Consider the following 20,423-nt stretch of genomic DNA (forward strand, 5'->3'; position numbering starts at 1 on the left):
TCGGCCGCGCGCGATCAGTTGTTCTCGAGGTACGTGGCGGTCTGCTCGTATCCCTGGGCGACAAATTCCTCGGCGCTGATCGAGCCGGAGAAGAGGGCATCGTCCAACGGGTTCATGACGTCGCTCCACCAACCGGGGTTCGTCGCGGGGGCCAGGTCGTTGGAACCGGTCGTGACCTCGGCTGCGGCGATCGCCTCGGCGAGTGGGCCGAGGGCAGGCGGCACCTCGACGGCCGTGTGAGCTGCCATGAAGCCTGCCTCCGTGGAGTAGAGGGCCTGGTATTCCTCCTGCGCCGCGAAGGCGAGGAAGTCCGTGGCCGCCTCGGAGTTCTCGCTGGCGGCGTTCACCGCGAGACCACTGGCCGTGACATCGATGGTGGGGTATCCGCCGTCGACCATCGGGAACACGAAGGTCGAGGCCTCGAAGCCCTCGGCCTGCAGTTCCGCCGTCTCCCCGCCCATGTAACTGCCGTTGAGCATGAAGGCGTACTCGTCGTTCGCCCACGCGACCTGGGCCGCCGGGAACTGGGTGCCCATGTAGTCCTGCTGGAAGTAGCCGCCGTCGACCAGTTGCTGCACCATCTGCGCGGACGCCAGTACGTGGTCGGAGTTCCAGTTCTCGGCGTCCTCTCCGAGCGCCCGTAGCGAGCCGGGTCCACCGTTGCGCATCATCGCCTGAAGGAACCAGAACATGTTGTAGCCGGAGACGGATCCGTCAGCCCCCAGCGGCACCTCGCCATTCGCCTTCAGTTCGTCAAGGAGCGCGATGAAGTCCTCCCAGGTGGCCGGCGGTTGCTCCTGCAGTTCGGGGAACCGGGCGGCGTTGAACCAGATCCCGCTCGACGTGATGTAGGTGGGCAGGATGGCGAGGCCGTCCTCGCTCGACCCGGCCGCGACGATGCTCGGGGCGAGCGTCTCGCCGACGGTGCCACCGTCACCAGGAACCTCCTGATCGAGCAGCCCGTCGAGATTGGCGACGAAGCCTCGCTCGTGCAGATCCAGGATGTTGCGGGTGCCGGCGTCGAAGAGATCTGGGCCCGTCCCGGTGCCCAGCGCGTTGATCAGGTTGGTGGTGACGTCACGCCCGAGGTAGCGCACGTCGATCTCGATCCCGGTCTCATCCGTGTAGTCGGCGGCGAGCCGTTCGAAGATCTCCTGTTGTGGTTCGCCGATGTTCCAGGCGGACCAGTAGGTGAGGGTCACGTCCTGCGCGGTGGCCGCATCGTCACCGGTCTCGTCCTCCTGGAACTGGGTGCCGCAGGCGGCCACCATCGCCGTCACCAGACCGGCCGTGAGGACAACGTGGGCGGCTCTGCCCAGCGTTCGTGCTGACATGAGTGATGCCTTTCGTCTGTTGGTGCCCGGCTGCCCGGGACATGCGAGTAGTCGAACCGGCCACAACGGGACGAATACAGAAGGAGTGATGGCCTAAGTCGCCGCGGACGGGTTCGGCCCGCGTTTGGCCCCGCAAGACTCCCGGACGACGATCCGCGGCCTGATGCGGATCTGATGAATGGGACAGGCCTCGCCCTCGGCCAGTCTTTGGAGCAGGATCTGCGCCGCCATTCGTCCGATGCGATGCTTCGGTGGGGCGACAGCCGTCAGTGGCACCTCGGCGATGTCCGCCGTCTCGTCGTCGTAGGAGACCAAGGCGAGGTCCTCCGGCACGCGCAGTCCGCGCCTGCGGGCCGCGCCCTCGAGCAGCGTCGCCTCCCGATCTCCGAACACGAGTGCCGCCGTCGCCCGCGCGGTCTGCAGCGCGTCCAGCGCGTCCTCCGCACGTCGCGCCTCCCATTCCTCGTACTCGGCCTTGAAGATGGGAATCTCGGGCAGCTGCAGGCTGCTGATCGCCCGGGAGTACCCGTGCTGGACGGCGAATCCGGTGTTCGACCGGCCACGCAACAGCAGTGCGATGCGCCGGTGCCCCAACCTGTTCAGATATCTCACGGCGTCGTGGGCACCGGCCTGATGGTCGGAGCAAACGTGCTCGGTCTCGTCGCCCGGGCCCAGGTCCATCAGGCTCCGTTCCAGAAGCACCACGGGCACCGGTAATGCCATGAGCTGTTCCGCACGGTCCTGTGGACTGGTCAACTGCACGAACGTCGGCACCAGCAGGAGTCCGTCCACCTCGGCCGAGAGCAGCCGCTCGATGCAGTCGTCCTCGCGACGGGGGTCGTAGTTGTAGGTCGCGAGTTGCAGGGAGGCACCCTCCGCGGTGAGCGCGGACTCGATTCCCTGGAGCACTCGCGGGTAGTACAGCCTGGTGTCCGGCAGGAGCACGCCGATGTTCGCCCGGCTCCGCGGGCGCGTGCGCCGCTGCAGCACCACGAATGTACCGGCGCCCTGCCGGCGTTCGACCAGCCCTTCGGCTTCCAGTTCCTCGACCGCGCGCCGAACGGTGTTCAAGGAGTAGCCCGTGCTGGTCATGAGCTGCTGCTCGGTGGGCAGGCGGTCACCGAGCGCCCAGGTTCCGGCGAGGATGCCGCGGCGGAGATTGTCTGCGACGGTCTGGAACTTGAGCGTGCGCGCACCGCCATCGCGAGGGTCCACCAAGGCCCCGTCAGAGACGGTCACCGGCACTGCTCCGCGCGGTGGGTGGGCCGCTGTGCGAAATGCGCCCACGCCGACCGTTTGGTGTTCCGAAGGCGCAGCCACACGCGGCGCCGGTCGAGCCGGTGCGACCTCCGCCGTCGGCGGCTGCCCGTCACCGCGGCGACCTCGACACCGGTCGGCTCATTGCTCAGCCTGGCCATCCCGCCACCGCGGAGCACGACGGCTGCCTCGACACGATCCTGACACGCACCGCTCCCTTGACCTCGCACGGCGTCATCGCCTGCTCGGCAAGGCTAGGCGAATCGCATGGAATGAATGCAGCATGTCTCAGGGAGGGTTCGTGTCCGGCCGGATCTCGGATGCGGAACAGGCGAGCTAGCCGACATCGCCGCACGCCACGGGCGCCTGGGCCAGCCTCGTGGCTGGATCATCCTTAGGACCCGATCGTGGGACGTCCTCGTTGACCTGGCCGCGGGTGGCCGGGCACTGGAGTTCGCGGGCGGAACGGGCCGGGACTGGCTGCTTCGTGGTCGAGGTGATCGTTCCGCAGCCGGCGAGCGCCGGGCGCCGCACCGAAATGTTGCGTCTGTGCTGGTCGGTCGGGCGCAACATCCTCGAGCGGCAGCGAACGGCGGGCTGGGGACACAAGGTGATCGACCGCCTGGCAGCGGACCTCAAGCGCGAGTTTCCGGATCAGCGAGGCTGGTCACCGTCGAACCTGAAGAACATGCGCCGCATCACGGAACCCTGGCCCATGCTTGAGTAGTTCGGCCAACAGCCTGTTGGCCGATTGCCCTGGGGCAACGTCGTCGTGTTACTCGAGCGACTCGGCACGCGTGCCGATCGCGACTGGTACGCCGCTCGCACTACGGAGGCTGGTCACGTGCGGTGCTTGAGCATCAGATCAGGGCTGGCTCACGCGCCGCGGTGGGGTCGGCCCGACGAACTTCACGACCACCCCTTGAGGCAGCCGACTCCGACCTCGCGCAGCAGCTGGTCAAGGACTCGTAGGTGCTTGAACACCTTGGCCTGGTGGAGAAGGTGGCCGAACGCGAAGTCGAACAGGCTCTCATCGTCCGCTTCAGGACACGATGCTCGCTCGGGCGCGGGATGGCCTTCATCGGGCGCCAGATCCATTTATCGGGCACCGGTGAGTCCGGACCGGCCGTCCGGAACGCCTTGGCCAGCACCAGTGCGCCCGTGGCGGTCGCGGACTATCAAGGGTTGCCGGCCGACGCTCGCGAAGTACTCCCAGCTGCGGCCGAACTCGAAGCCGTCATCGAGGATGAGATGGACCATCACGCTTGAGCGTGCGTCGAGTCAGCCGTGGCTCCGCTGCGGACTGACTATCACCTCGATGTCGAGGCCGAGCGTGTCATCGTGCGGCGCACCCGCCGGATGCACCGCAGAATCGCACGCTCAGCCCGGCACCCGGAGGCCGACCGTGCCATCGTGCGGCCCATCCGGCGCACGCGCCGCAGGACCGCACGCTCGCCGCGGTCAGCCCCGATCCCGCTGCGGGCTGACGATCACCTCGACGTCCGCGCGCGCCAGCGCCTGCGCCAGCGCGGCGCCGGGCTCGGCGTCGGTGACCAGTGTGTGCATCTCCTCGAGCGAGCAGGTCCGCGCGAACGCGGCGTGGTCGAACTTGGTGGAGTCCGCCACCACCACCACGCGCCGCGCGCTGCTCAGCATGCGGTGGTTCACGTGCGCCTCCGCGTCGTCGGCGGTGGTCGCGCCACGCTCGGCATCGAGCCCGTCCACGCCGATGAACGCGACGTCGATGACGACTTCGGACAGGGTGGCAGCGGCGATCGGCCCGACCAGCTCGAAGGTCTGGGACCGAGCCACTCCCCCGGTCAGCACCAGCTTCACATGGGGCCGGATGGCCAGCTCGTAGGCGATGTTCAGGGCGTTCGTCATGACCGTCACGCCGGAGCCCACCTTCGGCACCAGATCCCCCCGTGCCGCCAGCGCCCGGCCCAGCTCGGACGTGGTGGTGCCGCCGGTCAGTCCCACGACGTCGCCGGGGCTCACGAGTGCCGCGGCCGTCGCAGCGATCGCGCGCTTGGCGTGGGCGTTCCTCGCGATCCGGTACGCCATCGGGAGCTCGTACGCACTCGCGATGGCGATGGCACCGCCGTGGGTGCGCGTCACCAGACCCTGGTCGGTGAGCACCGAGAGGTCACGGCGAGCGGTCGCCAGTGAGGTCCCGAACAGTTCCGCGATCTCCTCGACGCTGATTCGATCCTGCGTGCTGATCGTCGCCAGGATCTGGTCGAGGCGCTGCTGCTGTCTCACGTCATTCCCTTCGGGCACCCCAGTGCACCCTGCTGATCTCCAGCGTAGGGACCCGAACGGGCCCGCAGGTGAACAATGGTTGAACGCGCGACGAATGATCGATTATGACGTTTAGCGCGCATGTCGCGCAGATTCACTCGACACGACCTGCTTGCGGCGCTATCGTGCAAAGGCTTTAACGGACCGCCAGTGGCGGTCTCCTTGCATGTCCCAAAGGAGCGACTATGAGCATGACCGACCCCGTGGCGCCCCGACGCTACGACCCCACGGTGTCCCGGCGATGACGGCGCAGACCGCCACCCCGACGGCAACGGCGCCGAGCCAGCCCCATTCGGCACAACGCCGCGCGGCGCAGCGCCGCAAACGGCTGCGCAACCTGGGCTTCTTCGCCCTGCTGGCCGGACCGAACATCGCCCTGCTGCTGATCTTCGTGTACCGGCCGCTGCTGCTGAGCTTCTACTACTCGATGCTGCAGTGGAACATGGGCTCGAGCGTGGCCCGGTTCATCGGCTTCGAGAACTACGTCCGCTGGTTCACCGACCCGGACACCCCGCAGGTGATGGGAACCACCGCGATCTTCGCGGTGACCACCGTGGGCGGCTCCCTGGTGCTCGGCCTGGGCCTGGCGCTGCTGCTGAACAAGAAGATCTTCGGACGGGGCATCGCCCGCACCGTGGCGTTCGCGCCGTACGTGCTGTCCGGGATCGCGGTCGGCATGCTCTGGCTGTACATCTTCGACCCGCGGTACGGCCTGCTCTCCACGCTGCTGGAGGCGATCGGGCTCAGCTCCCCGCAGTGGTACACCACCTCGCCGTGGGCCCTGATCATGATCATCATCGTCTACCTGTGGAAGCACGTCGGGTACGTCGCGCTGATCTATCTGGCCGGGCTGCAGGGCGTGCCGCAGGACCTGCATGACGCCGCGGCGATCGACGGGGCCGGCAAGACGCGCACGTTCTGGTCAATCGTGCTGCCGCTGCTCGGCCCGGTGACGTTCTTCCTGCTGATCACCACGATCCTGAGCTCGCTGCAGTCCTTCGACCTGATCAAGGCGATGACCGACGGCGGACCGCTCGGCTCGACGACGACGCTCATGTACCAGATCTACGTCGAGGGCTTCCAGACCGGCCGCGCCGGCTTCGCCTCCGCCGCCGCAACCATCCTGTTCGTGATCCTGCTGGTGATCACGGCCGTCCAGCTGAAGTTCATGGAACGAAAGGTCCACTACGCATGAGCACCACAGTGGACGAACGCGTCGATGCACCCACGCCGGCCGGAACGGACCAGCCCAAGGGCCGCCGTCGACCATTCCGTGCGCACCTGGACGCCGGTCTGTACCTGACCCTGATCGCCGCGATCCTGGTCATGTCGGTGCCGCTGATCTGGATGTTCCTGGCCAGTTTCAAGGAGTCCGGCGAGATCTACTCGGTGCCGCTGCAATGGCTGCCGGAGGCGTTCGAGTGGGCCAACTACGAGCAGGTCGCCACGTCCATCCCGATCGGGCGGATGTTCGCCAACAGCGTGTTCCTGACCATCGCCGGTGCCGGGCTGAAGGTCTTCCTCGGCCTGACCTGTGCGTACGCGCTCGTGTTCATCGACGTCCCGTTCAAGAGGGTCGCCTTCGTGGTGGTGATCTTCGCGCTGCTGATCCCGTCCCAGATCACGATCATCCCCAACTACACCCTGATCGCCTCGCTCGGCTGGCTGAACACCTACCAGGGCATCCTGGTGCCTGGACTGGCGAGTGCGTTCGGCACGTTCCTGTTCCGTCAGCACTTCCGGTCCCTGCCGATCTCGGTGCTCGAGGCGGCGCAGATGGACGGCGCCGGGCACTGGCGCCGGCTCTGGCGGTTCGTGGTGCCGATGTCGATGCCCACGATCGCCGCCGTGGGGCTCATCTCCCTGGTCGCGGAGTGGAACGACTACCTGTGGCCGATGCTCGTCACGGACAACACGGACACGATGACCCTCCCGGTCGGGCTGACCCTGCTGCAGAGCCTCGACGGCCTCCAGAACTGGGGCGTCCTGATGGCCGCCACGGTGGTGGTGACCACTCCGATGCTGCTCATCTTCCTGGTCCTGCAGCGTCGCCTCGTCTCCGGCCTCACCGCGGGCGCCGTCACCGGCTGATCCGCCCGCACCCCAGGAACTACGCCTGTTCATCCCCCCATAAGAAGAAGGAAGCGCACCATGACGACGTCACGTCGCACCACACCGCTGTGGACCCCCTCCCGCCGCAGCCTGCTCCAGCTGAGCGGCCTCGGCGCCGCCGGCGGGCTGCTCGCCGCCTGCAGCGGCCCGTCCGTCGGAGGAGGGGGCGGCGAAGAGGAGGAGGGCGAAGCGACCGACTGGGCCTCCATCGAGCCGGCCACGGAGATCACCTGGTGGTCCAACCACCCGGGGAACACGAAGGAGCTCGAGGAGTCCTACATCGCGGCCTTCAATGAGGAATACCCGGACATCAAGATCAACCACGTCACCGCGGGCGCCAACTACGACGAGATCGCCCAGCGGTTCCAGGCGGCCTCCGGCACCGACGACCTGCCGGACCTGGTCATCGCCTCCGACGTGTGGTGGTTCCGGTACTTCATCAACGGTCAGATCATGGCCATCGATGACGTGTTCGACCACCTCGAGGTGGACACCGACGACTACGTCGAGACGCTCTACAGCGACTACGAGTACGAGGGCAAGCACTACGCCGCCCCGTACGCCCGCTCCACCCCGCTCTTCTACTACAACAAGGACATCTGGGCCGCCGCGGGCCTGCCGGACCGCGGCCCCGAGACCTGGGCGGAGCTCCAGGAGTGGGCACCCGCGCTGCAGGCCCAGGTGCCGGCGGACGGCCAGGCGCTCGGCCTCGGCATCGGCCCGTCCTGGGCCGGCTGGTGGTTCTCCAACGTGATCTGGGGTCTCGGCGGCAACATGAGCGACGAGTGGACGGTCACCCTGGACACCGAGGAGGCGCTGGCCGCAGGAGCGTTCGTGCGGGACATGTACAACGGCGAGGCCGCGTTCGCCGGCCTCGGCTCGGACACGAACGCGGACTTCCAGGCGGGCATCTTCGCCTGTCTGCTGGGGTCCACCGGTTCCCTGAAGGGCCACCTGGACGCGGCCCCGTTCGAGCTCGGCACCGCGTTCCTTCCGAACGGTCCGGTGGACGCCCCGAACGTGCCCACCGGCGGCACCGGGCTGGCCATTCCGTCCTCGCGGACCCCCGAGCAGCAGCTCGCCGCGGCGATGTTCCTGAAGTTCCTCACCGAGAGGGACAACACCGCCCTGTTCTCGCAGTCCACCGGGTATATGCCGGTGCGCACCTCCGCGGTCGAGGGCGAGATCATGGCCGCCGTGTACGAGGAGACCCCGCAGTTCCGCACGTCCGTCGACCAGCTGCAGCAGAAGACGCGGGTCCAGGACTGGGTCCGGGTGTTCACCCCGGGCGGTGACCAGATCATCACCGACGGCATCGAGGAGCTCGTCCTGGCCGGCGCCAACCCCGAGGACGTGTTCCCGGACGTCTCCTCCAAGCTGGACGTGGCCTTCGAGGACAACGTGGAGCCGTACCTGTGAGTCCCCTCGGCGGTCACGGACCGCTCGTGATCGCCCACCGCGGCAACACCGCGATGGCGCCGCCGAACACCCTGCCCGCGGTGGAGGGTGCCTGGCGCGCCGGGGCCGACCTCGTCGAGATCGACGTGCGGCTCAGCCGCGACGAGGTCGGTGTGGTGATCCATGACGAGACCGTGGACGCGACCACGAACGCCAGCGGCCCGGTGGCCGGCCTGCTCGCCGAGCAGGCCGCGGCGCTCGACGGCGGAGCGTGGTTCTCGCCGACGTTCGCCTCCCATCGGGTTCCGCTGCTCGCCGACGTGGCCGCGTTCGTGGCCGCCCATCCCGGCACCGACCTGCTCATGGAACTCAAGGGCGACTACACCCCGGCGCAGGCCGCCGGGATCGTCGGCGCGCTCACCGACGCCGGGATCGCCGATCGCACGATCGCGCAGACCTTCTGGCCGCAGACGCTGCGCTCGCTCGCCGAGGCGGCCCCGGACCTGCGCCGGGACCTGCTCATCTCGAAGGAGGCGGCCTCGAACCCAGAACTCCTGTCCTTCTGCGCCGAGCTGGGGGTGGCCGGGTGCAACCCGAGCTATGAGGTGCTGCTCGCCGACCCCGGCCTGGTTGGCCGGATCCACGACGCCGGGATGAGCGTGTTCGCGTGGACGTTGAACGACGTCCAGGCGTGGGCGCAGGCCCTGGAGTGGGGCGTGGACGGCATCATCACCGACCGCCCGGACCGGCTGCTGGGCTGGCTCAGCGCGAGCCGCCCGGTGCGCGAGGCACCCGCGGTGGTGTGACGCGCCGGCGGGCAGCAGGAGACCGCAGCCTGCTGGAAGGAGCGAACCGGGCAGGTCGGCATCAGCCGGCCTGCCCGGTCTCGTGGTCCGTGCCTACGCGGCCGGCAACCAGGTGCGCGCCGCCGTCACCAACGCGGTCACACCGAGCCGAAGCGTCGGCTCGATGACCGGCGCGTACCGGGGCGAGTGGTTCGAGGGCACCGTCAGCAACGCCGGGTCCGAGAGGTCCCCCGTCGTGAACAACGAAGGATCCGTTCCACCCAGCAGCCAGTAGGACAGCGGCGCACCCGAACTTGTGGCCAGCACGCCGACGTCCTCGCTGCCGGCACCGGCACCAGGGTCGAGGAGCTTGTCCGGCCCCAACCAGGCCCCGAACGCGTCGAACGTCTTGCGCAGCGCACCGGCGTCGTTCACCACGACGGGGAACCGTTCGATCTCGGTGATCGTCGGCTCCTGCGGGGCGCCGGCCGACGCGGCTTCACCCTTCGCGATCCGATCGACCGCTGCGAGGATGCGACTTCGCACCTTCTCGTCGTAGCTGCGGATATTGAGCTGTAGCTCGACCTCGCCGGGAATGACGTTCGCAGCGTCGCCACCATGGATGGAACCGACGGTGAGCACCGCCGTCGCCGTGCTCGGAACCTCGCGCGAGATAATCGTCTGCAGCCGCAGCACCGTCGCGGCAGCCAGCACGATCGGATCGACCGAGGCCTCCGGCATCGACCCGTGCGCACCCTTTCCGACGAGGCGCACCCGGAGCGAGTCCGATCCGGCATACGCCGGGCCGGCGTGCCCGGCGATCCGGCCGGCCGGCAACGGCGCCACATGCTGGCCCAGCACCACGTCAGGCCGCGGGAACCCGTCGAACAACCCGTCGTCGACCATCGCCTGTGCCCCGGCACCGAGTTCCTCGGCGGGCTGGAACACCAGCAGCAACGTGCCGGACCAGGTGGCCGGCTCGCGGGCGAGGACCTCAGCCGCACCGAGCAGGCACGTCGTCTGCAGGTCATGCCCACACGCGTGGGCCAGCGGCACCACCTTGCCACCCTCGTCCGTCGCGGTATCGGTGCTGGCATAGTCCAGACCGGTCTCCTCCTTGACGGGGAGCGCATCCATGTCGGCCCGCAGGAGGGCGGTCGGCCCCGGCCCGTTCCGGAGCACGCCGACGACTCCGGTCCGGCCGACCCCGGACGAGAGCTCGAAGCCGAGTCCCTCGAGCTTCTCCTTGACGATCCCGGCCGTGCGATGTTCCTGGAAACCGAGCTCGGGATGGCGATGCAGGTCCTTGTACAGGTCCTCGAGCGTTGAGCTGATGGTCACGTTCTCGTGTGCGCGCATGGGGCTCCCAATCCGAAACTCGAACATACGCCCGCCGTCGGGGCCGTGCCTGGTGAGCGGGGTACCGCCCTATGGGCGGTCGCCGCGCGTCGCGAGGAACTCCGAGGGCGCGCGGAGTCTCGTACCCACCAGCCGTTGAGTGGCGGCGGAGTCAAGGCGCACGTCGAGCGGACCCGGCACGGCACGGTCGGACCGCTTTCCCGTTCTGATCCCGTCCGGGTCCAGTCCGTCACGGCGTGCGATCAACCGGCCAAGGTCATATCTGCTGACCGGTTCCGGCCCAGCCAGGTGGTGCACACCGCTCGCGTCGGTCGCCGCCAGCTCAAGCACCGCTGCCGCGAGGTCCACCACATCCACCGGACAGCGGACTTCGTCGGTGAACAAGCGCCCCTGCCCGCGTGCGGCCGCATACGCACGACGTTCATGCGCGGAACTGCCGTCGCGGCCGATGATCAGCGAGGTCCGGACGATGACCGCCGTAGGCGTGACCGCACCGACCGCCGTCTCGGCAGCAGCCTTGGCAGCGCCATACGGCGTGATCGGGTCCGGCGTGGCGCTCTCCGCAATAGGGCGAACTGTCCCCGGAGAACACCGCGTCGCTCGAGACGAACACCAGGCGGGCGCCCACCTCGGCAGCAGCCAACGCGGCGTTGGCCGCACCGTCGGCGGTCGTCGCCCAGTCGCTCTGTCGAAATGCCGCGTTGACGATCAGGTCAGGCGCGACCGCTCGGATCGACGCGGCGGTCCCGGAACGGACCCGTCGGATCCGAAGCAGGGAGCCTCCCCGACCGGGAGGCTCCCTGCTTCAGTCGTCAAGCCTCAGGCACGCCGTCGACGCACCACCACCAGGGCCAGACCGGCCACGAGCAGGCCGGCCGCGACCAGCCCCACGATGGCCACGTCCGCCCCGGTGCTGGCGAGCGCACCCCCGCGGGTGCCGACGCCGGTCGGGCCGGCGTCCGTCGTGCCCGGACCCGAGCTCGAACCGGAGCCGCCCGGATCAACGGAACCTCCGCCGTCGCCCCCGCCCGAGCCACCGCCCGCGGAACCGTCCCCGCCGTCGGAACCTCCGCCGTCGCCCCCATCGTCGCCACCGTCCCCCGGCGGCACCACGAGCGCCGCCGTCGTGAAGGTCTGCAACGGCGAGACCGTCGCGGCGTCACCCGGCGCCGCGGTGACCGCGAACGTGGTCACCTCCGGCCCGGAGGTGGGGCGGGCGATGGCATACCAGGAGTACGTCGTGTCCGGCGTGAGCCCGGACCAGGCGACCGTGGCCGTCTCGCCGGGCGCCACCGTCGCGGCACCGATCGGCTCGCCACCGGTGGCCAGCACGGCGATGGATTCCGTGTTCACGCGCGTGAGGCGGGTGGCCAGGTCGACCGGCACGGTGAACTCGTCGGCGGCCTCGTTGAACCGCCCGTCCGGGTGGAACTCCGACGCGCCGTGGTTATCGAGGAACGGCGAGTAGGTGTCCACCGTCATCAGACCCTCGGCCACATCGAACTGGAGCAGGCGCAGGAACCCGCCGATGCCACGGAACGTCTCGCCGCCGTTCTGGTCGCCCTGCCCGGGCACGCCGAGCAGCTCGGCAGGCACCTGATAGGCCTGGTAGTCGGCGAGCATCTCGACCACGCCGCCGGACTGCTCGCCAACGCGAGCCAGCACGTTCGTGCCGATGCCATGCACGTGGCCGCCGAAGGCCAGCACCACGTTCGAGTTCGGCTCGATGATCCCGCTGAACACCGCCTGACCGTCGACCGAGTAGCCGGCGGCGGTACCGTCCGCGTTCGCCCCGGTGCCGAGGTAGGCGTGGGTGAGCACGATGGCGTTGCGGTCGGCGTAACTGGCCAGCACCTCGTTCGCCCAGGCGATCTCCTCGGCGTCCACCCCGTAGGAGAGCTGGACCACCACGAAGTCCACGCCGCCGGCGGTGAACAGGTCGTAGTGGTTGAGGTTGTCGTCCGGACGCCAGGGGCCACCGTAGGAGGCGTTCTCCCAGGCTGCGGAGGTGGCCTCGTACCGCTCCGGCCCGAAGTAGGTGTTGAACAGCGAATCCGGGCCGGTCTCCGCGCCGACGAGGTTGTCGTGGTTGCCGGCGAGCACCCCGTTGGGGATGCCGGAATCGTCGAGGATCGCCTGCATCGCGCTGGTGAACTCGTACTCCCGCACCGCCTGTTCGTAGTTCGGGTTGCCGTGCCAGTTCTGGTTCACGTCACCGGTGTGGGCCACGTAGGCGATCTTGCGCTCGTCGGCGTTCTCGATGATCCAGTCGATCTGGTCGCGGTAGCCGGCCTCCCAGAGCTGCTGCACCGCCGGGTCGGTGGCGGTGGTGGCCCCCTGCGCGAGGAACTGGGTATCCGTGGTCCAGGCCAGCGAGAAGTCGTAGTCCTCGGGGTCCATGAACGCACCGTCGGGAGCGTCGTCGGTCGGCTCGTCGAACGGGTCCGTGCCGTACACGAGGGCATGCACCTCATCGTCGAGGAGGTGGTCGGCCGCGATTGGGCCCGACAGGTGGGTCAGGGCGTCCGCCACGCCGCGCGAGGCGCCGACCTGGTCCCACGTCCCGGTGGCGGTGTTCCACACCAACAGGGTCACGATCCGGCCCGGGTCGATCTCGCCGGACCAGCGGATCCGCAGGTCCGTGGCGTCACCCTCGACGGGCACGCTGAACCGCTGGTAGGGCACGGTCGCGCTCGGCTCGGCGCCGGTCTGCACGTCCGGGGCGATGGCGGTGGCCGGACCGTCGCCGGCCTGGGTGAACGAGGCGAGGTCGACGGCGAGGGTCTCGCCGGTCACGACCTCGTCCGGTCCGAACTCGGCCGCCTCGGCGAACGTGACCTCCACCGGGCCGCCGTCGCCTCCGACGGTCACCGAGAGGGCGACGCTCTCGCCGACCTCCGTTGCGCCGTCGGCCGGCAGTTGTTCGCCGAGCGTGGCGGTGACCAGGGCGGTGGTGAAGGAGACCTCGTGGACGACGGCGTTGCCCAGGGTGTCGAGGGCGCTCACGCCGAGCACGTGGTCGCCTGGGGCGAGGCTCGCCGGGTCCAGCACGGCACCGCGGGCGATCGGGGCGCCGTCGACGGTGAGCGCGGTCGCGGAGTCGACGACGCCGGTGGCGTCGCGGAGCACGGCGTCCACCGTGACGGGGGCGCTCACCTCCGACCCGGCCGACGGGGTGCTGAGCACCAGGTCGGGCGCGGTGTTGTCCACGGTGACGGTGTGCTCGGTGGTCCCATCCGCCGAGGTCGCGGCGACCGTGTGGGCGCCGTCGGGGACCAGCGTCGTGTCCACGGTCGCGCGGACGCCGGCCGGGTCGGAGTCGCTGGCGATGACAAAGTTGAGGAGCAGCGTGGGGTGCTTGTTCGGGTTCGAGCCGCAGGTGCCGTCGCCGACCGGGTACCGGGCGAGGTTCGTGGATCCGTCCGCGCTGCCACCGGCAACCTCGAGCGTGGGGTCGAGCACGATGTAGTCGTCCACGTTGTAGCCGCACTCGACGAGGTTCTGGCCCGGGACCACCTCGACCACGTTCTCGCCGAGCACGAGCAGGTCGTTGGGGATCTCGAGGCGGCCGGTCGCACCGACCGGGACGTCCGCGGTGATAGGCAGCCGGGTGCCGTTGACCAGGTAGAACGGGTCGATGCTCATCCCCCGCCCGTCGAGCTTGTTGCCGTCGATGCTGAACACGAGAGCCGATGTGCCCGGGGGCAGCAGGCCGACCGTCTCGAGCGCGGCGCCGTCGAAGCTGAGCCCGGTGACACCCTCCCCCGGCGCGGGCGGGCGCGCGGCGCCCCCCCCGCCCCGACCGCCTGGGAGCCGCTGACCCCGGCGCCGTCCTGGGGTGTCAGCACCGGTGCCGCGGCCGCGGCGGGCGCCATCGCACCCATGGCCGCGGCGACCGTCAACGCAACCGTGGCGGCCGCCAACCGACCTGCGCGCGGAAGGCGCCGGGTTCTCTGCCTATTCATCTGTTCTCCAGTTTTCGGGGCTCGAGCGGACCCCCAGGTCCGGTCCGTCGACGAGCCTTTCGAGCACGCATGAACGGGCGGGAGCGGTTCGGCGATGCGGGGGTGAACGGACCCCGAACGGCACCGAGTGCCCAGGTCCGGACCGAGCCGACCGCCAACGACGGGGAATAGTTGAGCGCTCAACTACCTTGGACATAGTAGATGCAAACGCATTTTCTACCCAAGGAGGATTCACGTCATGACGAACCATGTGGATGGCAAGGTCATCATCATCACCGGCGCGGGCAACGGCTTCGGCAAGCTCGTCGCGCAGATGACCGCCGACCTCGGCGCGAAGGTGATCGGTGCCGACATCAACGAGGCGAACCTCAAGTCCGTCGTCGACGGCATCCGGGCCAAGGGCCAGAGCGCCGAGTACCAGGTCGCGGACGTGACGAGCAAGGAGCAGATGGACGCGGTGGCCGCGTTCGCCGTCGAGAAGTTCGGGCGCGTCGACGTGCTCCTGAACAACGCCGGCATCATGCCGCTGGCCTTCTTCGCCGACCACAAGGCCGCGTGGCAGGGCTGGGACAAGGCGATCGACATCAACATCAAGGGCGTCGTCAACGGCATCACCGCCGTCTACGACCAGATGATCACGCAGGGCGAGGGCCAGGTCGTGAACATCTCCTCGATCTACGGCAACTACGGCGTCGCGGGCTCGGGCGTCTACAGCGCCACGAAGGCGGCGGTGAAGATCATCTCCGACTCCCTGCGCGCCGAGGCCCAGGGCAAGATCAAGGTCACCACCCTCAAGCCCACCGGGATCCAGGGAACGAACCTGGCCAGCGCCATCGTCAACGAGCAGGCGGGAGTCGGCCTGGCCGCGCACAACCACGCCAGGTTCGGCGAGAACATGACCAAGTACGCCAACGGTGAGCTGGCCCCGGAGCAGAGCGACCCGAACAGCGTGAAGTACTGGACGGTCACCCCCGAGGAGCTCGCGCAGAACGTGGTCTACGTGATCAACCAGCCGTGGGGCGTGAACATCAGCGACATCACCGTCCGCGCCACCGGTGAGGACTACGTCTACTAACGAAGACCGGACGACGGCGGTGGGCGGCCTGGGTAGTTCAGGTCGCCCACCGCCGTTGGTGCAGCCGGGTCCTGCAGCGGACGCGGCTCCCTACCGCCGGTGGACGCCGTCATCCTGAGGGACGACGCGTCGCCGTCGCCGATATCGGCTGCGGGGAGGTCGAGGCATGTGCAGCGGTGTCCGTAGCGTCGTTGACGGAGGGGCCAAGCGGGTCCGATCCGTCAACGACAGGAGAGCACATGATCGAGGTGGAGTCGCTGACGAAGCGCTACGGGACCGTCAGGGCCGTGGACGAGCTGAGTTTCACAGCGCATTCGGGGGCCGTGACCGGCTTCCTCGGCCCGAACGGGGCCGGGAAGTCGACGACCATGCGGGTCGTCGTGGGGCTCGAGCGCCCCACCTCGGGCACCGCGACGGTCGACGGCCGGCGCTATGCCGACCTGGCCGCACCGCTGCACGCGGTCGGTGTCATGCTCGATGCCCGCTCGGTGCATCCGGGTCGGACGGCCTTTCGCCACCTGCTGGCGCAGGCCCGGACCCACGGCATCTCCCGCAAGCGCGTCGACGAGGTGATCGGCATGACCGGCCTGGAGTCCGTGGCGGGCCGGCGGGCCGGGACCTTCTCGCTCGGCATGGGCCAGCGGCTCGGGATCGCCGGTGCGCTCCTCGGTGACCCGGGGACGCTGATCCTCGATGAGCCTGTGAACGGGCTCGACCCCGACGGCGTCCTCTGGGTCCGCCGGCTCGTGCGTGAGCTCGCGGACGAGGGGCGAACCGTCCTGCTCTCCTCCCACCTCATGCACGAGCTCGCCCTGTGCGCGGACCGGGTCGTCATCATCGGTAAGGGCCGGCTGCTCGCCGACGCCCCGGTCCAGGAGATCATCGACCGTTCCACTGGTGCGGCCTCCCTCGAGGACGCCTACCTGCAGCTCACCGCCGACTCCGTGCAGTATCGGGGCCGCAGTGCCGACGACTCCGCGACAACCCCGACCGCCGGGAGCACCCGATGAGCGCGCCCGCCGCGTCCTCTGCCACGCAGGTGCCGGCTCGCGGCCGCACCGCCGGCCGCGGGGCAACCTTCGCGCGCGTCGTCGCCTCGGAGTGGACCAAGCTCACCAGCCTGCGGTCCTCGTTCCTGCTCGCGGCCGCCACGGTCGCGGTCTCCTGGGCCCTCACCTACGTGTCGGCGAACGCGTCGTCGGTGGACCCGGGATTCGACCCGCTCAGCTCCCTCACCTCCGGCCTGGTGCTCTCCCCGCTCGGGCTCATGATCCTTGGGGTCCTCGTCGGGACGGGAGAGTTCAGCACCGGCACCTTCCGCTCCACCTTCACGGCCGTCCCGCGGCGGTTGCCGGTCCTCGCCGCCCAGGTCGTCGTCACAGCAGCGTTCGCGCTCGTCGTCGCCCTCCTCGCCGTCGGCGCTGCCGTGCTCGGGATCGTGCCTGCCGCCGGCTCGCGGGAGATCAACCTGGACCTGACCGGCGATGGGACCCCGCTGGTCCTCGCCGGGATGACGCTCTACCTCGCCGGCATGGCGCTGTTCGGTCTGGCCGTCGGGGCGCTCCTGCGCCACTCGGCCCGTGCCGTCGTCACCGCCGTCACCGTGACTCTGGTGCTGCCGATCGTGCTGATGCTCGCCTCCGACCTCTCGACCGACCCGATGGCTCCGGCAGAGTCGGGCCCGCCGCCCGCCGAAGCCGTCGTCAACACCATCGTCACGCTGCTACCCAGCGGCGCGGGATCGCTGATGACCACGCCGGACATCAGCGGCATCGAAGGCGCTCCGGACCTGGGTCCGTGGGGCGGGGGTGCCGTCCTCGGCGCCTGGATCCTGGTCCCACTCGCCGGGGCCGCGGTCAGGCTGCGCGCCCGGGATGTGACATGACGGTGGCGGCGCCGACGCGGCCCGGGGTCACCTTCTCCCGGGTCCTGGCCGCGGAGTGGACCAAGCTCCTCAGTGTGCGTTCGACCCTGTGGACCGTGGTCGGCACGATCCTGGCGGCGGCGTCGCTCGCCTTCGCGCTGGGCATGTTCGTCCGGCCGGACTCCGGCCAGTCCGGGTCCTCGCTCATCGTCTCCGGCTACCTGCTCGCCCAACTCGGGACCCTGGTCCTGGGCGTGATGGTGGGAACAGGTGAGTACAGCGTCGGCACGTTCCGGGTCACCTTCACCGCCGTCCCCCGGCGCCTGCCGGTGCTCCTGGCGCAGGCGCTCATCACGGCGGTGGTCGCGTTGGCGACCGCGGTCGGCGCGCTCCTCGCCTCGTTCCTCGTGACGGTCGGTCAGCGGGGCGCCGGTGGACTCACGGTCGACCTCACCGACGGTGCGACCGTTCGCGTCCTGGTGGACTACGTGTGCTTCCTGGTCGGTGTTGCCGTGGTCGGGCTCGGCATCGGGGCACTGCTGCGCCGTCCGACCGCGGCGCTCGTCACGGGGGTGCTGGTGCTCGTCGTGTTCGACCACCTGCTCGCGGTGAACCCCGGACGGGTGACCGACACCGTCCGCGCCCTGCTGCCGGGTAGCGGCGCACGGCTGACCATGGACGACGCCACGCTCACCGCTCTGGACGCGACCACCCTGGGGCCGCAGCTCGGCCCATGGGGCGGCGGGGTCGTGCTCGGCCTGTGGGCCGTCGGTCTGCTCATCGCCGCGGGCTACCGGCTGCGCCGCCACGACCTTGCCTGAGCGTCGACGGGTGGGCCGGCCGGACCGGAGGCACCGGCGAAACGATGGGAGAGTGACCACGTGAGGACATCGCGGGTCGACCCACGCCCCGAGCGTGCGCGGGCAGCGGGCTCAGCCCCGCCGCTGACCGAGACGCAGGTTCAGCGACGCGGGCCGGTCGGACGTCTGTTCACCGCGCACCCCCGGATCGCCGACGTCTTCCTCGTCGCCTCGGTGCTCCTGCTCGGGGCCGCGACGGCGCTCCTCGTTGCGCTGACCATCGACGGGGCGACCGGCCTGGGCATGTACCTACCGGACGCGCCCACGGCCTGGCTGTCCCCGGCGGGCACGCTCGCCGGCGCCCTTCTTGGCGCCACCCTCCTGACCGCCCGGCGAGCGTGGCCGCTGGCGATCACGGTGGCGCTCACGCTCCTGGCCGTCGTCTCTCTGGTCACGGTTGGTGTCCTGGGAGTCCTGGGCGTGTGCCTCGCGTCCGCGCTCCACAACGTCGCCCTGAGACACTCGGCTCGAACCACCTGGCTCACCTGCGCGGCCGTGTTCGTCGTGGTCCTGGCGGCCATCTGGTGGTGGCAGGACATCGGCCTGGCCGAGATCCTCCTCTGGAGCGACCCGATCGTGATACCGGACGGCGACCCGGGTCGCCAGCTCACCGAACCGCCGTTCTCCCCGGGCCGGCGGTCGGCGTCCATGTCACTCCTGCTCGCACTCCTGCTGCTCGGAGTCGCGACCGGCTCGGCAGCCCGAGCACGTCGCGCGCACGCCCAGGGTCTGGTCGAGCGGTATGAGGCGATGGCCCGGGACCGGGACAACAGCGCCGCGCTCGCCCGAGCCTCCGAACGCGCCCGCATCGCACGGGAGATGCACGACGTCGTCGCGCACAGCGTCTCGGTCATGGTCGCGTTGTCCGACGGCGCGGGCGCGGCCCTCGACCGTGCGCCGGCCAGCTCGCGGGAGGCCCTGCGTGAGCTCTCGAACACCGGCCGCACGGCACTGTCGGACATGCAGCGTGTCCTCGGCGCACTCGACCCCGACGACGCCGACGTCAGCGACGACCGACCAGCACCCGTCGAGACCGACCTGGCCACCGCCGTCGAACGCTTCCGCGTGGCCGGCCTGCCGGTGACCGCGACCGGTCTCGACAGCCCGCTGCCCGAGGACACGTCGGTGCGGCTGGCGGTGGTGCGCATCGTCACCGAGAGCCTGACGAACGTGCTCCGGCACGCTCCGGGGGCTTCGTCGGTACGGGTCTCCGTGCGGCCCAGCGGCTCGGCGGTCGAGGTGGAGGTGCTCGACTCCGGCGGCACCCGGCCGGGGACCGGCGGTGGGACCGGCCGTGGCATCGTCGGCATCCGAGAACGCGCCGCGCTCCTCGGCGGCCGGGCCGACGTCGGCCCGCTGCCGGACGGCGGATGGCGTGTGCACGTCCTCCTGCCGTTGGACCGGGCCGATCAGGCGATCACCCGATGACGACCGTGCTGCTCGTCGACGACCAGGCCCTGCTGCGGATGGGCTTCCGCCTCGTGATCGAGACCGAGCCCGACCTCGAGGTCGTCGGTGAGGCATCGGACGGCCTGGCTGCCCTTGAGCAGGTCGCGGCCCTCGCACCCGACGTCGCGCTCATGGACATCCGCATGCCCGGCATGGACGGCATCGAGGCCACCCGGCGGCTCACCGCGGAGCACCCGTCGACGCGGGTGCTCGTGCTGACCACGTTCGACGTCGACGAGTTGGCGTTCGCGGCGCTGCGCTCGGGCGCCAGCGGCTTCCTGCTGAAGAACGCCCGGCCGGACGAACTCGTCGAGGGGATCCGCACCGTGGCGGCGGGGAGCTCGGTCATCGCCCCGCGGGTGCTGCGTCGCATGCTCGACCTGTTCGCCGCGCACCTGCCGGCCGGCGCTGCCGCGAAGCCTGCCGACGGCGAGCTCGATCCGCGCCTGCGCGAACTCACCCCACGCGAGCTCGACGTGCTGGGCTGCGTGGCGGAAGGACTGTCCAACGCCGAGATCGCCGAGCGGTTCGAGCTGTCGACCACCACGGTGAAGACGCACGTCGGACGGATCCTGGCCAAGCTCGGCGTGCGCGACCGGGTGCAGGCCGTGATCGCTGCCTACGAGTTCGGGCTCGTCGGTAGGGACCGGGCCTGATGCGTTGC

General features: G+C 69.9%; 19 protein-coding genes. 12 read left to right on the forward strand and 7 right to left on the reverse strand.

Annotated features, from left to right (window positions below):
• Window positions 1-14 precede the first annotated feature (14 nt).
• Together KCQ71_RS17120 and KCQ71_RS17125 are read right to left on the reverse strand one after the other, a co-directional pair.
• Window positions 15-1,334 carry an ABC transporter substrate-binding protein gene (locus KCQ71_RS17120; protein WP_223408090.1) on the reverse strand — a complete coding sequence of 440 codons (1,320 nt, stop codon included), beginning with the start codon at window positions 1,332-1,334 and terminating at the stop codon, window positions 15-17.
• Window positions 1,335-1,427: 93 nt separating this feature from the next.
• Window positions 1,428-2,573: a GntR family transcriptional regulator gene (locus tag KCQ71_RS17125; protein WP_223408092.1), complete on the reverse strand. Its 1,146-nt coding sequence runs from the start codon at window positions 2,571-2,573 to the stop codon at window positions 1,428-1,430.
• 505 nt (window positions 2,574-3,078) lie between these two features.
• Between KCQ71_RS17125 and KCQ71_RS17130 the strand changes: the two genes are divergently transcribed.
• The gene (locus tag KCQ71_RS17130) at window positions 3,079-3,318 is read left to right on the forward strand and encodes a DUF1016 N-terminal domain-containing protein (RefSeq protein ID WP_223408094.1); all 240 of its coding nucleotides are present in this window, start codon (window positions 3,079-3,081) and stop codon (window positions 3,316-3,318) included.
• 245 nt (window positions 3,319-3,563) lie between these two features.
• Window positions 3,564-3,860, forward strand: a complete 297-nt coding sequence (locus tag KCQ71_RS17135; protein ID WP_223408096.1) for a hypothetical protein — start codon at window positions 3,564-3,566, stop codon at window positions 3,858-3,860.
• Window positions 3,861-4,052: 192 nt separating this feature from the next.
• On the opposite strand, the gene KCQ71_RS17140 is transcribed toward KCQ71_RS17135, so the two are convergent.
• The gene (locus tag KCQ71_RS17140) at window positions 4,053-4,853 is read right to left on the reverse strand and encodes a DeoR/GlpR family DNA-binding transcription regulator (protein WP_223408098.1); all 801 of its coding nucleotides are present in this window, start codon (window positions 4,851-4,853) and stop codon (window positions 4,053-4,055) included.
• Between the two features lie 280 nt (window positions 4,854-5,133).
• On the opposite strand from KCQ71_RS17140, the gene KCQ71_RS17145 reads away from it, so the two are divergent.
• The 4 genes from KCQ71_RS17145 to KCQ71_RS17160 are packed head-to-tail and all read left to right on the forward strand — an operon-like array spanning window position 5,134 to window position 9,208.
• A complete protein-coding gene (locus tag KCQ71_RS17145; RefSeq protein ID WP_223408116.1) occupies window positions 5,134-6,087 on the forward strand; it encodes a carbohydrate ABC transporter permease in 954 nt (317 codons plus the stop codon).
• Window positions 6,084-6,983 (forward strand): carbohydrate ABC transporter permease, encoded by a 900-nt coding sequence (locus KCQ71_RS17150; RefSeq protein WP_223408118.1) that lies wholly within the window; start codon window positions 6,084-6,086, stop codon window positions 6,981-6,983. The genes KCQ71_RS17145 and KCQ71_RS17150 overlap by 4 nt, the downstream gene beginning before the upstream one ends.
• Before the next feature lie 60 nt (window positions 6,984-7,043).
• Window positions 7,044-8,423 carry an ABC transporter substrate-binding protein gene (locus KCQ71_RS17155; protein ID WP_223408120.1) on the forward strand — a complete coding sequence of 460 codons (1,380 nt, stop codon included), beginning with the start codon at window positions 7,044-7,046 and terminating at the stop codon, window positions 8,421-8,423.
• Window positions 8,420-9,208, forward strand: a complete 789-nt coding sequence (locus KCQ71_RS17160; protein WP_223408121.1) for a glycerophosphodiester phosphodiesterase — start codon at window positions 8,420-8,422, stop codon at window positions 9,206-9,208. The genes KCQ71_RS17155 and KCQ71_RS17160 overlap by 4 nt, the downstream gene beginning before the upstream one ends.
• Before the next feature lie 93 nt (window positions 9,209-9,301).
• Here KCQ71_RS17160 and KCQ71_RS17165 read toward each other — a convergent pair whose 3' ends face one another.
• From KCQ71_RS17165 to KCQ71_RS27700, 4 genes are all read right to left on the reverse strand, one after another.
• Window positions 9,302-10,546: an amidohydrolase gene (locus KCQ71_RS17165; protein WP_223408122.1), complete on the reverse strand. Its 1,245-nt coding sequence runs from the start codon at window positions 10,544-10,546 to the stop codon at window positions 9,302-9,304.
• A gap of 69 nt (window positions 10,547-10,615) precedes the next feature.
• A complete protein-coding gene (locus KCQ71_RS17170) occupies window positions 10,616-11,086 on the reverse strand; it encodes a sugar nucleotide-binding protein (protein WP_372454056.1) in 471 nt (156 codons plus the stop codon).
• Window positions 10,968-11,321 carry a sugar nucleotide-binding protein gene (locus KCQ71_RS27915; protein WP_372454057.1) on the reverse strand — a complete coding sequence of 118 codons (354 nt, stop codon included), beginning with the start codon at window positions 11,319-11,321 and terminating at the stop codon, window positions 10,968-10,970. The genes KCQ71_RS17170 and KCQ71_RS27915 overlap by 119 nt, the downstream gene beginning before the upstream one ends.
• Window positions 11,322-11,365: 44 nt before the next feature.
• Entirely contained in the window at window positions 11,366-14,230 is a 2,865-nt protein-coding gene (locus KCQ71_RS27700) for an LPXTG cell wall anchor domain-containing protein (RefSeq protein ID WP_223408124.1), read from the reverse strand.
• 519 nt (window positions 14,231-14,749) lie between these two features.
• On the opposite strand from KCQ71_RS27700, the gene KCQ71_RS17180 reads away from it, so the two are divergent.
• The 6 genes from KCQ71_RS17180 (at window position 14,750) to KCQ71_RS17205 (ending at window position 20,415) form a co-directional block, all read left to right on the forward strand.
• Entirely contained in the window at window positions 14,750-15,586 is an 837-nt protein-coding gene (locus KCQ71_RS17180) for an SDR family oxidoreductase (RefSeq protein ID WP_223408126.1), read from the forward strand.
• Window positions 15,587-15,825: 239 nt separating this feature from the next.
• On the forward strand, window positions 15,826-16,596 hold the full coding sequence (locus KCQ71_RS17185) for an ABC transporter ATP-binding protein (RefSeq protein WP_223408135.1): 771 nt from the start codon (window positions 15,826-15,828) through the stop codon (window positions 16,594-16,596).
• The gene (locus KCQ71_RS17190) at window positions 16,593-17,471 is read left to right on the forward strand and encodes an ABC-2 transporter permease (RefSeq protein WP_223408137.1); all 879 of its coding nucleotides are present in this window, start codon (window positions 16,593-16,595) and stop codon (window positions 17,469-17,471) included. The genes KCQ71_RS17185 and KCQ71_RS17190 overlap by 4 nt, the downstream gene beginning before the upstream one ends.
• A complete protein-coding gene (locus KCQ71_RS17195) occupies window positions 17,468-18,271 on the forward strand; it encodes a hypothetical protein (protein ID WP_223408139.1) in 804 nt (267 codons plus the stop codon). The genes KCQ71_RS17190 and KCQ71_RS17195 overlap by 4 nt, the downstream gene beginning before the upstream one ends.
• A 60-nt stretch (window positions 18,272-18,331) precedes the next feature.
• The gene (locus KCQ71_RS27705) at window positions 18,332-19,738 is read left to right on the forward strand and encodes a sensor histidine kinase (protein ID WP_223408141.1); all 1,407 of its coding nucleotides are present in this window, start codon (window positions 18,332-18,334) and stop codon (window positions 19,736-19,738) included.
• On the forward strand, window positions 19,735-20,415 hold the full coding sequence (locus KCQ71_RS17205) for a response regulator transcription factor (protein WP_223408143.1): 681 nt from the start codon (window positions 19,735-19,737) through the stop codon (window positions 20,413-20,415). The genes KCQ71_RS27705 and KCQ71_RS17205 overlap by 4 nt, the downstream gene beginning before the upstream one ends.
• Window positions 20,416-20,423 lie beyond the last annotated feature (8 nt).

It is taken from the genome of Occultella gossypii, from assembly GCF_019947135.1.
GTDB classification, from domain to species: domain Bacteria; phylum Actinomycetota; class Actinomycetes; order Actinomycetales; family Beutenbergiaceae; genus Occultella; species Occultella gossypii.

What these genes read in the sequence shown, in the direction of transcription:
- KCQ71_RS17120 (WP_223408090.1), bottom strand. Translation starts at nt 1,334, where the DNA reads ATGTCAGCACGAACGCTGGGCAGAGCCGCCCACGTTGTCCTCACGGCC.
- KCQ71_RS17145 (WP_223408116.1), top strand. Translation starts at nt 5,134, where the DNA reads ATGACGGCGCAGACCGCCACCCCGACGGCAACGGCGCCGAGCCAGCCC.
- KCQ71_RS17150 (WP_223408118.1), top strand. Translation starts at nt 6,084, where the DNA reads ATGAGCACCACAGTGGACGAACGCGTCGATGCACCCACGCCGGCCGGA.
- KCQ71_RS17155 (WP_223408120.1), top strand. Translation starts at nt 7,044, where the DNA reads ATGACGACGTCACGTCGCACCACACCGCTGTGGACCCCCTCCCGCCGC.
- KCQ71_RS17165 (WP_223408122.1), bottom strand. Translation starts at nt 10,546, where the DNA reads ATGCGCGCACACGAGAACGTGACCATCAGCTCAACGCTCGAGGACCTG.
- KCQ71_RS17180 (WP_223408126.1), top strand. Translation starts at nt 14,750, where the DNA reads ATGACGAACCATGTGGATGGCAAGGTCATCATCATCACCGGCGCGGGC.
- KCQ71_RS17185 (WP_223408135.1), top strand. Translation starts at nt 15,826, where the DNA reads ATGATCGAGGTGGAGTCGCTGACGAAGCGCTACGGGACCGTCAGGGCC.
- KCQ71_RS17190 (WP_223408137.1), top strand. Translation starts at nt 16,593, where the DNA reads ATGAGCGCGCCCGCCGCGTCCTCTGCCACGCAGGTGCCGGCTCGCGGC.
- KCQ71_RS17195 (WP_223408139.1), top strand. Translation starts at nt 17,468, where the DNA reads ATGACGGTGGCGGCGCCGACGCGGCCCGGGGTCACCTTCTCCCGGGTC.
- KCQ71_RS17205 (WP_223408143.1), top strand. Translation starts at nt 19,735, where the DNA reads ATGACGACCGTGCTGCTCGTCGACGACCAGGCCCTGCTGCGGATGGGC.